Genomic DNA, 14,054 nt, shown 5'->3' with positions numbered 1-14,054 from the left:
GCTTGTGCTCTAAGTTGTCTGTTTGATCTGTGCGTATGCGTGTTTATACCCTGGCCCTTCTTCTGGTCTTTGCCTTTGCTCATCTGGCTTTTGCCCAGACGGCTGGACAGGGGCGTGGCTGCAGCACGGAGGCATACCTGGAAATTCTAAAACGACAGGATCCGGACTTTGAGGAGCGAAGCTTAAAAACACAACAGGCTGTGCAGCAACTCATGCGCCAGCGCCCTGCCGGCCAGGCCATGCAACAGGCTACCATCACTATACCTGTGGTGTTCCATGTATTGTATAAAACCGGAAGCGAGAACATCTCTGAGGCACAGGTGCGTTCGCAACTCGAAGTGCTGAATCAAGACTTTCGCCGCCTCAACGCTGACACTACCAATACTCCGGACTACTTCCAACCTTTCGCCGCTGACACCCGCATTGAGTTTTGCCTGGCCATAGTAGACCCGAACGGCAACCCAACGACAGGCATCACCCGCACCCAGACCACCAAAGAGAGTTTCAGCTATTTTTCTGATCAGATCAAGTCCTCGGCCAACGGAGGTGTGGACGCCTGGGACACGAGGCTATACCTGAACATCTGGATAGGCAACCTGGGTACCAGTAGCATTGGTTACGCCTCTTCGCCGGACGCTTCCCCTGGTCGTGACGGTGTGGTGCTGCACTACCGAACAGTAGGAGCGGCTCCGCACAACAATAGCCTCTGGGCTTACAACCAGGGACGCACTGCCACCCACGAAGCAGGGCACTGGCTGGGCCTGAAGCACATTTGGGGCAACGGGATGACCTGCAACGACTCCGATGACATAAACGACACACCAAACCAGTTCACCCAGACAGATGGCTGCCCAGACGGAATAGAGGTCTCGTGCGACAACGGCCCCTACGGCAATATGTGGCAGAATTACATGGATTACTCTGACGACGCTTGCATGAGCCTCTTCACCAAAGGCCAGGCGGCCTATATGCAAGGTATACTGCAGTCGGCACGTGGGTATATGTTTGAGTCCACAGCCTGCACAGGTGAGTTACGTTCCCGTTTCAGCACTGCCCAGCCCCAGGATACGTTGTTAGCCCCCGGCGATGAGGTACAGTTTATTGGTGCTTTTGCTGGCTTTAAGCCAACACAATGGCAGTGGGAATTTGAGGGTGGTACGCCTGCCTCGTCTACGGTTCAAAACCCAACCATCAGGTATAGCCGACCGGGCAGGTATAGCGTCACCCTCACCACCTCCAACGAGAACTCAAGCCACACCCTCACCAAAGAGGATTACATCTACGTGACACCTGATAATGTGAAGGTATATCCGAATCCGGCACAGGGTTATCTCATTCTGGAGCAGGCAGCCCGTCAGCAAATTCAGTTGGTAGAGTTACTGAACCGCCACGGACAGGTGATGCTGCGCGAGCAGGTGGCGGAAAGGGTGATCAGGCTGGATGTGCAACACCTGCCATCCGGTATCTACCTCCTGCGCACGACCAGCACCAATGGTGTCACGGTCACGAAGGTGAGTATTGTACAATAGTACTTGCTATACCTTAGTACCCTTCGCCCTGCAGGGTCACCACCACCGTGCGCTTTGAAGCATGGTTGCGGTGTTCGCACAGGTATACGCCTTGCCAGGTGCCCATATTAAACTCCCCTTTCGAGATCGGCACCGTCACAGAACTCCCCAGTAAGGCAGCCTTGAGGTGCGCCGGCATATCGTCCGCTCCTTCCATGGTATGGCGGTAATAGGGCGCATTTTCAGGCACCATCTGGTTAAAGTGGCTTTCAAAATCCTGCCGCACAGTAGGGTCTGCGTCTTCGTTGATGCAAAGGCTGGCAGAGGTATGTTTAATGAAGATGTGCGCCAGGCCCACTTTGTAGTTCTCCAGCTCAGGCAGCTGCGCTGTGAGCAAGTCCGTGATCAAATGGAAACCGCGTTTTACGGCTGGCAGGCGTATCTCTTTCTGAAACCACATGTCTTTTTGGAGTTAGTGAATTGGTGAATGAGTGAGTTTAAATTGAGTGAGTAAGTGAATGAGTGATTTAGTGATTGATTTTTCTGGATGACTCAATCGTTATGGTTCATACGCGAATATAGCATCGGAGTAAATGTAGATACTAAGCGCCTGCTTCTTCAATCATTGCACAACTGATCAAATAACTCACTCATTCGCTTAATCACTCAGTCACTAAATCACTAAATCAGTCTATTACCCGCTCAAAGGCGCCGATGTCTGGTTTGTCGGAACTGCGGTTTATACCTTTGATGTCCTTGCTTATACCTGGAAGAGGTATAGCCGCGCCGGTTGCAGGGGAGAGCGTGTCGAGCTGGAAGTTCTGTTTGCGTACGTCTTTGAACTTGGGGTCGATGTTAAGCAGGTTGCCGTTCATGTTGAGCGTATTTTTGTAGGCATCCGTGCGAAGAATATTATGTGCTACTTCAGCTGATAAATCGCCTTCCAGCAGCACCTCGTTTATATAGTTAGAGCCGTCGCTGTACACGATGCTGTTGACCAGTCGTAGCTGAGTAAGCTGGTTTCGGATATCGGTGCCAGGTATAAAGTCGGCTACGACAAAGGCAGGCGTTTCGCGTTGCAGCTGGTTCTGATAGTTGACAATGGTGGAGTACAGCACCTCGTAATTACCACCTCCCAGGCCACCGAAACTGTACTGCCCGCAGTTGCTGATCAGCGTATTCACCACCTTCACATCCGAAGTGAAAGCCACAATGCCATCCAAAAAAGCATACTGTATCGCACAGCCTTCCACTAAAGTGCCTCCCTTGCCCGGGTTGCCTATCCGAATGCCGCGTATCGTGTTGCGGATGTCAGCGTAACGGATAGTGTTGTTCTGACTGCCTGTGAGGATGCGTATACCTTCCCACTGACCGGGTGCATTGACATAGGCTGGCTCGCGCCGTATACCTGAAAACGTCACCCGTTCCTCTGGTGTGCCCTCGACCCGCAGCGTACCATTGACCAGCAGAACGGCTTTATTTGTTGCAAAGATGCGTGCCCCTTTTTCTATGGTGAGTGTGGCGCCTTCGCGCAGCAGCACCGTGTCGAGCAGCACATGCGGCTTGCCAGCTGCCCAGGTGGTATTGCCGATCACACCTTTTGGATGGAACACCGCATCCTGACCATAAGCTACCAGCTTCACATTCTGCTGGTTTCCGTTGGTATGAAACAGAATAGAGTCCGCTACCAGAAAGGGCTGGTTCTGATCTGCCGGGTTGATGTCGACGCGCACCAGAACATAAAGGCTGTCCTGTCCCCGCAACTCAAGGTCGTTTGCGATCGATGTTTCTTGGCCGTTGATGATCAGTTTGTAGGGAGAGGTGTTCGCTCTGCCTAAGCTGATGCTGCTGATGCGCACGGCCTTTTTTTGAGGGTTGTATACCTTGAGTCGCCGCGTCACGCTACCCTGCGTCACAAACACCGTATCAAACAGCACCGTGTCCGCCGAAAATTGCAGGATCGCATCCGGGTCATTGGTCACGACCTCATCTTTGGGCTCGCAGCCCACCATCGAAAGCAGGAACAGGAGGGGCAATATGGCGAGCAGGTATCTCAAAGGGTGATCATTTTTTTGCCTTTCGGATAGGACTTTAAATTTCTCCAACAAGTTAAAACAAAAAAAGGAATGCAGCGCAGCTTCCGGCTGCACTACATCCCTAAATATGTCTTCTCAAAAGCAGGTTAGCTTATTACGCTGTGGCACCTTCTTTCAGGCGCTCGGCGTTCTCTGCTATACGCAGCTCTTCCACAAAGTCTTCAATACCGCCATCCATTACGTTTGGAAGGTTGTATACGGTATAGCCAATGCGGTGATCGGTTACACGACCTTGCGGGTAGTTATAGGTACGAATCTTGTCAGAACGATCGCCGCCGCCTACCATGCTCTTACGCTGGGCGCCTTCAGCTTCGTTTTTCTTGGCCAGCTCTACTTCAAAAATACGCGAGCGAAGTACCGCCAACGCCTTGTCAAAGTTCTTGAGCTGCGATTTCTGGTCCTGGCACTGGGCTACTATACCTGTTGGAAGGTGCGTCAGACGAACGGCTGAGTACGTCGTGTTTACTGACTGACCACCCGGGCCTGAAGAACAGAAAAGATCTTTGCGGATTTCATTCATATCGAGCTCGATGTCGAATTCCTCTGCCTCTGGCAGCACCACTACTGAAGCAACCGAGGTATGGATACGACCCTGCGTTTCGGTGGCAGGTACGCGCTGCACACGGTGCACGCCCGACTCAAACTTGAGTTTGCCATACACGTCTTCGCCAGACACGCCCACAATAATTTCTTTGTAGCCGCCAGATGTACCTTCGGTGGCATCCATCAGCTCCATGCGCCAGCCCATTTTCTCAGCAAAACGGCTGTACATTCGGTATAGGTCACCGGCGAAGATGGAGGCCTCATCGCCACCTGCTCCAGCACGGATCTCCATAATAATGTCTTTGCTGTCGTTCGGGTCTTTCGGGATAAGCAGTTCTTTCAGGGTATCCTCCATTGCCTCACGCTGCGGAAGCAGCTCGTCCAGCTCTTCCTTGGCCATTTCACGGAAGTCCTCATCCTTCTCCGTCGAAATTACCTGCTTGGCATTGTCGATGTTACTCAGAATGTTGAGGTACTTCTTATACTCTACTACTATTTTTTCAAGATCCTTATATTCCTTATTCAGCGACTTGTACTTCTTCATGTCGCTGGCCACATCTGGCTGGATAAGCAACTGGCTTACCTCTTCAAACCTTTGATTAATGGCTTCTAATTTATCTAACATCGCTCTGTTATGGTTTTAAGCTGCAAAGATACTAAATTGGCGTTTAAGTAATAAAACATAAGTGCTGGTTGCAGCTGTTATATTACTTATTTATCCTACTACAAATTTGTATCGAAAGATGTTCAATGCCCGTTCTTTGCTCGCTACTATAACCCTTGGCATAGTCTTTATAGTTTCAGGCTGCGATGTGAAAGTGAAACCGATAGAAGGAGGGAAGGAAATTGCCCGGGAGTTGGAGCGCCACAAGATCAAGCGCCTGACACAAGAGGACATCTTTAAAGCCGCCCAAAAACACGGCGACTCTATTGTGGTGGTGGCCCAGCGTCTGCATATCCAGCGCCTGACGGAGCACCTTACCCAGGGAGGTATAGCGGCCGCTATACCTTATTGTCAGCCTGAGAACTTTGAAGAGGTTGAAGTTTTGCAGGATAAATTCGGCGCCATTTCGCGGCGCTTCAGCGAGCGGCCACGCAATCCGCAGAACCTGGCCAAAGGTAGCACTGCCCAGGCGCTGGCCAGGTATAGCAGCGGCCAGGAGCAACAGGCAGCAGTAGAAGCGCTGAACCAAAACGAGATTCGCTATACCTCTCCGATCTATCTCCGCGACGAAACCTGCCTGAGCTGCCACGGCACGGTGGGCCAGGAGCTGAGTGATTCCGACTATACCCTGCTCAAAGAAAAGTACCCGCAGGACCAGGCCACGGGTTATAAGAAAGGCGATCTGAAGGGAATGTGGGAGCTCACGTTCGACAAGATGGACCTGGTCGCCTTCCTCAACGACCAACCTAAGAAAAGCCGCCGCCCGCGCTAAACATTCTGCTAGCAGGCCTGTTTTAGGGCCATACAGCAGGTATAAGGTGACATATGTCACTGCATTTTACGACCAAAACCTTTAACTTTGCACCTAGTAGATGAGGTATACCTGATCTGATGTTTAATCTTATAAAAAAGAATAACATGGCTGTAATAGTAGCAACCGATAACGATTTCGATAACGTACTGAGCTCAAACCAAAACGTGGTAGTGAAATACTACGCCGACTGGTGCGGCAGCTGCCGTTTGTTTGCGCCCAAGTTCAAGCGCATGTCTGGCGAAGAAGACTTTGCCAATGTAGCTTTTGTGGATGTTAACGCTGAAACAAGCCCGGAAGCCCGCAAAGTGGCTGGCGTAACCAACCTGCCTTTCTTCGCTGTTTTCAAAAATGGCCAACTGGTAGACACCGTGGCTGCCAGCAAAGAAGAAGCCGTACGTGATCTGATCAACAAATTGACTGTTTAAGAAATGAAGATACCCGTAATCAAAAAACTAGTAGAAAACGAGTCGCTGGAGAACCTGATAGCAGCCGAAGAGGCCCTGATGGAAGAGCAGCCGCTTGCCATTGAGGTAGAAGGCGACGATGAGGGCGAACAACTGACGCACGTGATTGCCGCCGCCTGGATTTTGAACTACATGAACGACAATGGTGTGGACTTTAAGGCTGCGCTGCGTGAGTACACCAAGAAGGTGCGCGTTTCCATCAGCTAATCTTATCTGATACCTATAAAAAGCAGCAGGCCCCGAAACATTACGCTTCGGGGCCTGCTGCTTTTTATAGAGCACGCACTCGTTATTCCTTGTTTTTAGCGAAATACTCTTCTGCCAGTTTTCCACCCATGTCGGTACAAATGCCGCGTACGTAGTACAGGTAAATGCTGCGGAACACTTCAGACAGATCATACTTTGCAGGAGGAAAAGACGCCGGGTTGATCATCATGAAGAACTGTTCCAGAATGATTTTGGTCACCAGTTGCAGGTTGATGTCTTTACGGAAATAACCCTGCAGTATGCCCCTGTTCAGGATCTCAGCGTTTACATGCTGGTTGTTGTCGATCAAATTCTGCATACTTATTTGCCAAGCCTCCGGATACTTCTGCAGATCACCGATGTAAACCGGGTTTATCTGTTTGATCGTTTTGGCACCGTCCTGCAGGAGCAGCATGATTTCCTCTACAGGATTAGAGGCTTTTGCGAGCAATTCCTGTTGTCTTCTGTTTTCCAGCTCTATATCGTACAGGATCACCTGCTTCACCATATTCTCCCGGCTCGAGAAAAGCTCATGAAAAGTCGACTGACGTATGTCTAGTTTCCTGATCAGATCCGCATCCGAATTCGCCTCTATACCTTCCCGCTTAAAAATCTGCAGGAGCTCACCTAATATGGTTTCTAAAAAAGTCATTGAACAGGGTAGGCCATTTAGCTGCTGAATAGGACAAATACCTATACGCAATAATAGACCTGATGTATATGATAAAATCGCTTTTGATGTCTCGCGAGAAACATGCAAATGTAACACAATAAGTTGCGCCCTGCAAACTGCTCAGAGTCGGAGTAAGGTAGATTTACAGTATGGTCCAGATACTTATGAAGAAAACTGCCTGCACCAGGTATACATAGGGCGCCAAACGATTTTGCTTGTAAATGGGGGCTTTCTGGAAGTACACCTGAAACAGAAAAGCCAGCCCCAGCCACCCCAGGTAGTTCGACAACGGGATGTGCCCGCCTTGCCAGTCCCAGAAGTCAAAGGCCACCGCTACCGGCTCCAGGAAAAAATCAAGTCCGACCATCAGCAGGGCTCCTACCACGGCTCTGACAAGCCAGTGCATGTCAATCATGTTCACTAAATGGCCTGATGTGTAAACGAGCATCAGCCAGTTGAGCCCGATCAGCAGCGGCACATCCAGCAACTTTAGACCTAATGATTCGCCATAAGCATAGTCTCCGAACAGCAGACCGGTGTGTATACCTACCACTTCCGCAAAAAAGCCCACTGCCACAATGACCAGCGCGAACAGCAGAAAGGCCACGTTCCAGCGCCTATGGAAGGAAAAGAGCAAAACGTTGGTCAGGATAAGGTTCATGGGCGTGAGCCGCTGAAACTTTTCGGGTTCGCCACTAAACACGAGGCCCCAAAAGCCCACTGCGTGAAAAATCGTCAATACGCCCAAAGCCACCGCGAAAGCATAAGGCTTCAGGCGCTGCTGCAAAGGTATAGCAGGCTGGTATGGATGTGTAGTCTCAGACATGCTGTTTTGATCGGTTAACTGATGTTACGACAGGCACCAGGTTACCCACTATACGGGCTGAAAGCAGACAGAGCGGTATACCTCCGCCAGGGTGCACACTGCCGCCACAAAAGTAGAGTCCTTTTAATTTAGCGTTGAAATTTGGGTGCCGCAGAAAGGCGGCCATGCGGTTGTTGGAACTGCTGCCATACAGGGCTCCGGCGTAGGAAGACGTCCGTTGCTCGATCAGCAAAGGGTCCAGCACCTGCTCGCAGACGATCGCCTCGCGGAGGTCGGTCTGTAGCATACGGCTAAGCTTGTACGTCACGGCCTGGCGGGTAGTGCCGACGAGTTGCTCCCAGTCCTGCCCCTGGTGGTGCGGCACGTTCACCATCACAAACCAGTTTTCACAGCCTGCCGGCGCATCATGTTTTTCCATTTTAGAGGTGATGTTCACATACACGGTCGGGTCAGAACTGATGGATTTGTGCCTAAAGATGTGCTCAAACTCCTGCTTGTAGTCTTGGCTGAAGAAAATGTTGTGCAGGTGCAGTTCCGGAAACTCGCGGGCTATACCCCAGTAGTAGATCAACGCGGAACTGGAGCGCGGTTGCTTTAGTGTCTGTTCGGGCGCTGGCTGGTCTGGCAGCAGACGGCGGTAGGTTGGCACCACATCCATGTTGCTCACTACAATAGCAGCGCTATACCTGCCCGAGCTGGTTTCTATACCTGTGGCTGTTCCATTTTGCGTGATGATCCGCTCCACCCGCTCGCTATACCTGAACGCCACACCCAGCTCTTCAGCCAGCTTCACCAGACTAGCCGCGATGCTGTAAATGCCTCCTTTCGGATAAAAAGCACCGATGTTGTGCTCCAGGTGCGGAATCAGGTTGAGCGTGCCCGGTGCCTGGTAAGGATCGGAGCCATTGTAAGTGGCAAAGCGGTCGAGCAACTGCACAAACCGTGGATCATTGAACAGCCTGGCATTGGCGTCGTGCATAGTCGTCGTCAGGCCCAGGTCCGAGAGACATCCCAAAGCTTTGAGCACATCGGCGCTCAGGTAGGTGTCGAGCCGGTGAAGGGACTTATGCAAAAAAGTATCCGCCGTACCCTTGTAGAGCCGGGCACTCTTGGCCAGCACATCCCGTACGTCCTGCGCCTTCACGCCCAGTTGCTGCTCCGCTTCAGTAGCAAAAGCCTCGGCATCGGCGTAAGCTTTCAGGCGACTGCCATCGGGCCAGAAGTAGTGCGTGATCGGGTCGAGACGGGTATAGGTGAAGTAGTCGGAAGGGTTGCGGCCAGCCAGCGTGAAGAGCTCGTCTACCAGGTGCGGCAGCGTGAACAAGGAAGGCCCCGCATCGAAGCGATAGCCCTGCAAGTCGAACTGGTGCATCTTGCCGCCGAACGAAGCGTTGGCCTCAAACACGGTCACGTCGTAGCCTTTCACCGCCAGCCTGATGGCGGTGGCTATACCTCCTATACCTGAACCGATGATGGCGGCTTTCGTCATTCCCGAATTTAAGCAGATTATTTCTTTCCTGCACTTAACTGCAAGGGTAGGGCAAAGGTTTTGAAGATTATTGCTTATACCTTAAAATAGGCATCAGTCAGGATTTTAAATATTCATGATTTTATATGTATCTTATACCTGTCTTACATTTGCTTTTTACTCAGTTATGAAATTCGTATTCAGACGGAAGTACCTGTTGGTTGTGCCACTCGCCTGTTTTGTAATAGCTATGGCCTGCGTATTCGCACTCACTTTGGTCAAACGCCAGTCTAATCAGTATACATTCAGGCAGACTGAACACGTTCCCTCGTGCTATACCGGTATAATTTTTGGCGCTGGCATTCGTAATGGCAAACCCAGCAAGTATCTACAGGACAGGTTAGATGCAGGTATACGTTTATATGAAGCAGGCATCGTTCAGCGTTTGCTTTTATCAGGAGACAACAGTAGCCACAACTATGACGAACTTAAAGTGATGCGCGACTATTGTCTGAAAAAAAATGTAAGAGTTGATGACATTTTCCTGGATTTTGCCGGCTTCGATACCTACTCTACCTTATACCGTGCAAAGGAGGTCTTCAAGGTGGACCGTGCCGTGCTTGTCTCACAGAACTATCACCTTAACAGAGCCATTTACATTGGTAGGTCGCTGGGCCTGGACAGTTACGGCTATATAGCAGATAAGGGGCATTATGCAGGATACCGTCGCAATTACCTTCGGGAGGTGCTCGCAATGGTTAATGCGTTTATGGAAGTTAACTTAAACCGGAAGCCTAAGTTTTTGGGTGAGCCAGTTGACATAAAAGGCGCCTCGAACGCACTGCTTCACTACTAAGCTATACCTTACCAAACAGTTTCTTATAAATCGGCTTCCGCAAACCAAAAGCCGCCAGCATGAGGGGGTATAGCATGGCATCCAGCGCCTTATACCCAGTGCTGTAGTCGATGATGTCGTGGATGAGAGCGCCGCTGCCGTGTTGCGTGACCAGGTGCTTGTGCCGCCATTTGCGCAGGGGCGGGGGTACTTCCTGGCCTTCGTCTACAAACCAGGCGGCCGTATCTGTTATTTCCCGCTCTGTGATCAGGCTGGTCCAACGAAAAGATTTTATACCTGTCTGCAACTCCACTTCTACCACGTCACCCGATTCGCTTCCATCAAACCGCAACAGTTTCAGCCGTGGGTAGGGTGGTGCCAGTTTCCTGAACAGCTGCTCATCAAACGCATGAAACACGCTCCGGAAGTCTTGCTCTACAGCTGTCTTTAAGTGAAGGAGCATTTTTTAAATTGTTAAATGGTTGATGATTGAATTGTTGATTCGCGGTTGTACCTATTCCTGTTATATTCGTCAGGTATGCTAAATATCAGGCTTTAAACAGGTATAGCTAATACACTCAAGTTTGCTAAGCGTGGGGCAACAGTGCAAACTTTTGAAGGTATAACTTTCCCTCTCTACACCTATACCTATACCTATACCTATACCTAAGAGCTCCATCTATTAACCAAACAACAACTATAAAGTTATACCTGCCTTCTTGCTGCAGCCACAAAAAAGCCGCAACATGCATCATGCTGCGGCTTTGGTATAATCATCCGTTATCAAATCTACAATTCAACCATCAAAAATTTATCTCCTAACTCAATAGGTTGTCAATATCCTCTTTCGTCAGGCTCTTGATGATGTTCTCGTCGGTGCTGATCAGGTCGGTTACGAGTTGGATCTTGCGGTTCTGCAGCGCCAGGATTTTCTCCTCTACAGTGTCTTTGGTGATGAATTTATACGTGAACACCTTGTTCTGCTGCCCGATGCGGTGGGCTCTATCCACGGCTTGCGCCTCCACGGCTGGGTTCCACCAAGGGTCCAGGATAAACACGTAGTCCGCAGCGGTCAGGTTAAGGCCAACGCCACCTGCTTTCATCGAAATCAGGAACACCTGTATGCTCGGGTTATTCTGGAATAACTCCACTTGCTGCTGCCGGTTTTTGGTGTTGCCGTCCAGATAAGCATAGGTTATCCCTTTCTCATCCAAGGCCTGTCTCACAATCTCCAGATGCTTCACAAACTGACTGAAAACAAGCACCTTGTGGCCTTTTGCTACGATACTCCTGGTCATGCGCATTACCTCTTTCAGCTTGCCTGACTCGCCTTCATAGTTCGGATCCGACATGTAGGGATGGTTGGCTATCTGGCGGAGCTTCATCAAACCTTGCAGGAGCATAAACTGCGTATTGCCAGGGCCTTTTTCTTCCAGACTGGTCAAGATCTTGTTGCGGTAATATGACTTGGTTTCCTCGTAGGCCTGCTCCTGTTCCTCTGTCATCTTGCAGAAAGTGGTGTGCTCTATCTTAGGCGGCAGCTCGCGGGCCACCTGCGACTTGTGCCTGCGCAGTATAAATGGCTTGATGAGTGCATGCAGCCGGCGTGTTTTGTGCTCGTCCTTCTGCTTCTCGATCGGCTTCAAAAACTCCTTCCGGAAGAAATGCTGATTGCCCAGCAGGCCCGGGTTGATGAACGACATCTGCGACCAAAGGTCCATGGTGCTGTTCTCGACCGGCGTACCCGTCAGGATCAGGCGGTAGCGCGACTTCAGTGAGCGAACTGCTTTTGAAGTATTGGAATCCGGGTTTTTGATGGCCTGCGACTCGTCCAGGATGATATAGTCGAAATAGTAGGTCTTGAGCAATTCCGTATCCAGGCGCACGATGCCGTAGGAGGTCAGCACCAGGTCGTAGTCCTTGAATTGCTCCACGTTCTTGTCGCGGTAGGTACCGGTATAGGAGAGGATGCGCAGCTCCGGTGTGAACTTTTGCGCCTCGTTCAGCCAATTATAAATAAGCGAGGTCGGCATCACAAGCAACGTCGCCGACTCGGCTCCGTTTTCTTTGCGGTGCTGCAGCATGGCCAGCGTCTGCACGGTTTTACCCAAGCCCATGTCATCGGCCAGGCAACCACCGAACTTGAAGTCTTTTACAAAATGTAGCCAGTTGTAACCCGCCTTCTGGTAAGGACGCAACTCCCCCAGAAAGCCTGCCGGCATTGGTTTGTCTTCTATGGCATCAAACTCGCGCAGCTTCTCCAGCTTTCGTGTCATCGTTACCTGGGCCAGGTTGCCGTTCTGCAGGTCGTTTACGAGCGCCATGTGGTGCTTGCGCAGCGTCAGCTGTTGCTCACCTTCCGAAAAGGCAAATAGCTCGATGTACTGCGTAAACCACTCTTCAGGTATGATCGCCACCTGCCCGTTTGGTAACAAATACTCGTTGTTACGCGTCAGGATGTGGTTTTTGAGCCTGATAAACGGCACTTCGAACTCCCCGAAACGCACGGTACCGTGTATATCGAACCAGTCGTTGTTTTCGGTTATACCTACGTTAACGGAGATCTCGCCAATGAAATAGTGCTTTGTGCTTTTCTCGGACTGCTCTACCGTAAAGCCGAGCTGCTCCAGTGCCTGCAGGTTGTGGTTGAGCCACGAGAAAGCAGCGCTCTTGTCCAGCACGGCCTGCCCGTTCTTCACCTCCAATTCGCGCTTGGCAAGCTCTTTTACATACTCTTTTTCATACACCGCATCACGCAATAGCTTATGGAAAATGTAAGAATCCTCCGTTTTTTCCATACTCACACTAATCCGCTTGGCATCCTGGGCTTCCACCATGTGGTCGCCATACCTGAAGGACAGGTTAAACAGGATCTTGTCGGCTGCAGCGGCTTTGTCTACTCTACTAGCTTCACTGCCGCCGTTGCTTAGCAGCGCTGAAACGTTGGCCGACTTTATTTCGGAGAAGTTCAGGTGCGGTTTGGGCCTGTACTGCTGCGGTTTTATCTCGAACCCATTCGGCTTCACGTCGAAGGACTCAACCAGCGAGGTCACAAATTTGCGGTAGTAGTTTTCCTCTACTGAGCGAGGAATCAGGATAAACTTCTTATTCAGGAAGGGCTGCAGCTTCTTTCCATCAATGCCACTCTCGAAACTATAGATGACGCCGTCCACCATCAGCCAGGCCGGTTCGTAGCAGATCAGGGCCGCATTTCGGTACTGGAAGTTTAGCTTTTCCCCCTTATACCTGACGGTAGGGTAATAATGGGTGTTATCGGCATTTCGGTGCAGGTGAAAGCGCACAGTCGCTTTTTCGGGCGCTACCTGAATCTCTTTCCAGGTAGGATCACCGTCTTTGCCAATAATAAACGTGCGCCGGTCCTGGAGCAATTCCAGGATTTTGTTCATGCGCACCTGCATGTAGTGGGTTATCGCCTCCTGAAGGGTTTTGTCGCCCTTTTCGGGATCGTATACCTTCAGAAAAAAATCAACGGCGGAGAGTTTCTTATTGGAGAACTTTTTCAGCACAGCTTCCTGCTGTATCTGGTCGATCAGGTCGATCAGCTTAAAATCTTTAGCATCGAGACGAGCGGAGAACTCCTCGGCGTTTTTGGCAGAAATATTCTGGTGCTGTAAAGTCAGCTGGCCCTTGCTATTAATCTGCACCACAAATGATTCGAACAGGTATCCCAGGTACTCGTGCTCGAACAGGGAATAGATTACCTGAAACGGCTGTGTGGTGTATACTTTCATACGGGTACAGTTTTAGGACTCCAAATTTAACCAAAAAACCGCTAATTTCCTACCTAAAATGCCTGAAAATGCCGTCCAGAATCAAAATATTTTCATATTTCCAGCATCTAATTACTGGCTGTAACACATTAAAGACTTTTAATCTCAATATATAGAGGTACTTAT

13 protein-coding genes are annotated in these 14,054 nt (G+C 50.4%); 5 read left to right on the top strand and 8 right to left on the bottom strand.

All coding sequences use genetic code 11. The features are described 5' to 3' along the window. Positions 1 to 35 precede the first annotated feature (35 nt). Positions 36 to 1,529 (top strand): M43 family zinc metalloprotease, encoded by a 1,494-nt coding sequence (locus L1278_RS05235; protein WP_253401603.1) that lies wholly within the window; start codon positions 36 to 38, stop codon positions 1,527 to 1,529. Positions 1,530 to 1,542: 13 nt separating this feature from the next. Here the strand turns inward: L1278_RS05235 and L1278_RS05230 are convergent, their stop codons facing one another. The 3 genes from L1278_RS05230 to prfA form a co-directional block, all read right to left on the bottom strand. Further along, on the bottom strand, positions 1,543 to 1,968 hold the full coding sequence (locus L1278_RS05230; RefSeq protein ID WP_253401601.1) for a secondary thiamine-phosphate synthase enzyme YjbQ: 426 nt from the start codon (positions 1,966 to 1,968) through the stop codon (positions 1,543 to 1,545). Between the two features lie 226 nt (positions 1,969 to 2,194). Then, positions 2,195 to 3,565 carry a right-handed parallel beta-helix repeat-containing protein gene (locus L1278_RS05225; protein WP_253401599.1) on the bottom strand — a complete coding sequence of 457 codons (1,371 nt, stop codon included), beginning with the start codon at positions 3,563 to 3,565 and terminating at the stop codon, positions 2,195 to 2,197. A 133-nt stretch (positions 3,566 to 3,698) separates the two neighbouring features. Continuing rightward, a complete protein-coding gene (gene prfA / locus L1278_RS05220) occupies positions 3,699 to 4,772 on the bottom strand; it encodes a peptide chain release factor 1 (protein WP_253401598.1) in 1,074 nt (357 codons plus the stop codon). 193 nt (positions 4,773 to 4,965) lie between these two features. On the opposite strand from prfA, the gene L1278_RS05215 reads away from it, so the two are divergent. From L1278_RS05215 to L1278_RS05205, 3 genes are all read left to right on the top strand, one after another. After that, positions 4,966 to 5,583 carry a DUF3365 domain-containing protein gene (locus L1278_RS05215; protein ID WP_253401596.1) on the top strand — a complete coding sequence of 206 codons (618 nt, stop codon included), beginning with the start codon at positions 4,966 to 4,968 and terminating at the stop codon, positions 5,581 to 5,583. A gap of 146 nt (positions 5,584 to 5,729) precedes the next feature. Continuing rightward, positions 5,730 to 6,050, top strand: a complete 321-nt coding sequence (locus L1278_RS05210; RefSeq protein WP_220626796.1) for a thioredoxin domain-containing protein — start codon at positions 5,730 to 5,732, stop codon at positions 6,048 to 6,050. Between the two features lie 3 nt (positions 6,051 to 6,053). Then, a complete protein-coding gene (locus L1278_RS05205) occupies positions 6,054 to 6,296 on the top strand; it encodes a hypothetical protein (RefSeq protein ID WP_220626795.1) in 243 nt (80 codons plus the stop codon). Between the two features lie 82 nt (positions 6,297 to 6,378). Here the strand turns inward: L1278_RS05205 and L1278_RS05200 are convergent, their stop codons facing one another. The 3 genes from L1278_RS05200 to crtD form a co-directional block, all read right to left on the bottom strand. Continuing rightward, a complete protein-coding gene (locus tag L1278_RS05200) occupies positions 6,379 to 6,987 on the bottom strand; it encodes a TetR/AcrR family transcriptional regulator (protein WP_253401594.1) in 609 nt (202 codons plus the stop codon). A gap of 163 nt (positions 6,988 to 7,150) precedes the next feature. After that, entirely contained in the window at positions 7,151 to 7,834 is a 684-nt protein-coding gene (locus L1278_RS05195; RefSeq protein WP_253401592.1) for a carotenoid biosynthesis protein, read from the bottom strand. Continuing rightward, the gene (gene crtD, locus L1278_RS05190; RefSeq protein WP_253401590.1) at positions 7,827 to 9,323 is read right to left on the bottom strand and encodes a 1-hydroxycarotenoid 3,4-desaturase CrtD; all 1,497 of its coding nucleotides are present in this window, start codon (positions 9,321 to 9,323) and stop codon (positions 7,827 to 7,829) included. The genes L1278_RS05195 and crtD overlap by 8 nt, the downstream gene beginning before the upstream one ends. 166 nt (positions 9,324 to 9,489) lie before the next feature. Here crtD and L1278_RS05185 point away from each other — a divergent pair, with 166 nt between their 5' ends. After that, the gene (locus L1278_RS05185; protein WP_253401588.1) at positions 9,490 to 10,158 is read left to right on the top strand and encodes a vancomycin high temperature exclusion protein; all 669 of its coding nucleotides are present in this window, start codon (positions 9,490 to 9,492) and stop codon (positions 10,156 to 10,158) included. Between the two features lies 1 nt (position 10,159). Here the strand turns inward: L1278_RS05185 and L1278_RS05180 are convergent, their stop codons facing one another. Next, positions 10,160 to 10,600: a hypothetical protein gene (locus L1278_RS05180; protein ID WP_253401586.1), complete on the bottom strand. Its 441-nt coding sequence runs from the start codon at positions 10,598 to 10,600 to the stop codon at positions 10,160 to 10,162. A 355-nt stretch (positions 10,601 to 10,955) separates the two neighbouring features. Further along, the gene (locus tag L1278_RS05175; protein WP_253401585.1) at positions 10,956 to 13,889 is read right to left on the bottom strand and encodes a DEAD/DEAH box helicase; all 2,934 of its coding nucleotides are present in this window, start codon (positions 13,887 to 13,889) and stop codon (positions 10,956 to 10,958) included. Positions 13,890 to 14,054: the final 165 nt, after the last annotated feature.

Origin of the sequence: Pontibacter sp. HSC-36F09 (genome assembly GCF_024171605.1) — a bacterium.
Lineage (GTDB): Bacteria > Bacteroidota > Bacteroidia > Cytophagales > Hymenobacteraceae > Pontibacter.
Note: the sequence above shows the minus strand (reverse complement) of the source record. Positions and strands in the feature narration are given on the sequence as shown.

Bases quoted from the DNA above. Each gene is read 5' to 3' on its own strand.
- L1278_RS05235 (WP_253401603.1), top strand. From the start codon at position 36: ATGCGTGTTTATACCCTGGCCCTTCTTCTGGTCTTTGCCTTTGCTCAT.
- L1278_RS05230 (WP_253401601.1), bottom strand. From the start codon at position 1,968: ATGTGGTTTCAGAAAGAGATACGCCTGCCAGCCGTAAAACGCGGTTTC.
- prfA (WP_253401598.1), bottom strand. From the start codon at position 4,772: ATGTTAGATAAATTAGAAGCCATTAATCAAAGGTTTGAAGAGGTAAGC.
- L1278_RS05210 (WP_220626796.1), top strand. From the start codon at position 5,730: ATGGCTGTAATAGTAGCAACCGATAACGATTTCGATAACGTACTGAGC.
- L1278_RS05205 (WP_220626795.1), top strand. From the start codon at position 6,054: ATGAAGATACCCGTAATCAAAAAACTAGTAGAAAACGAGTCGCTGGAG.
- L1278_RS05200 (WP_253401594.1), bottom strand. From the start codon at position 6,987: ATGACTTTTTTAGAAACCATATTAGGTGAGCTCCTGCAGATTTTTAAG.
- L1278_RS05195 (WP_253401592.1), bottom strand. From the start codon at position 7,834: ATGTCTGAGACTACACATCCATACCAGCCTGCTATACCTTTGCAGCAG.
- crtD (WP_253401590.1), bottom strand. From the start codon at position 9,323: ATGACGAAAGCCGCCATCATCGGTTCAGGTATAGGAGGTATAGCCACC.
- L1278_RS05185 (WP_253401588.1), top strand. From the start codon at position 9,490: ATGAAATTCGTATTCAGACGGAAGTACCTGTTGGTTGTGCCACTCGCC.
- L1278_RS05180 (WP_253401586.1), bottom strand. From the start codon at position 10,600: ATGCTCCTTCACTTAAAGACAGCTGTAGAGCAAGACTTCCGGAGCGTG.
- L1278_RS05175 (WP_253401585.1), bottom strand. From the start codon at position 13,889: ATGAAAGTATACACCACACAGCCGTTTCAGGTAATCTATTCCCTGTTC.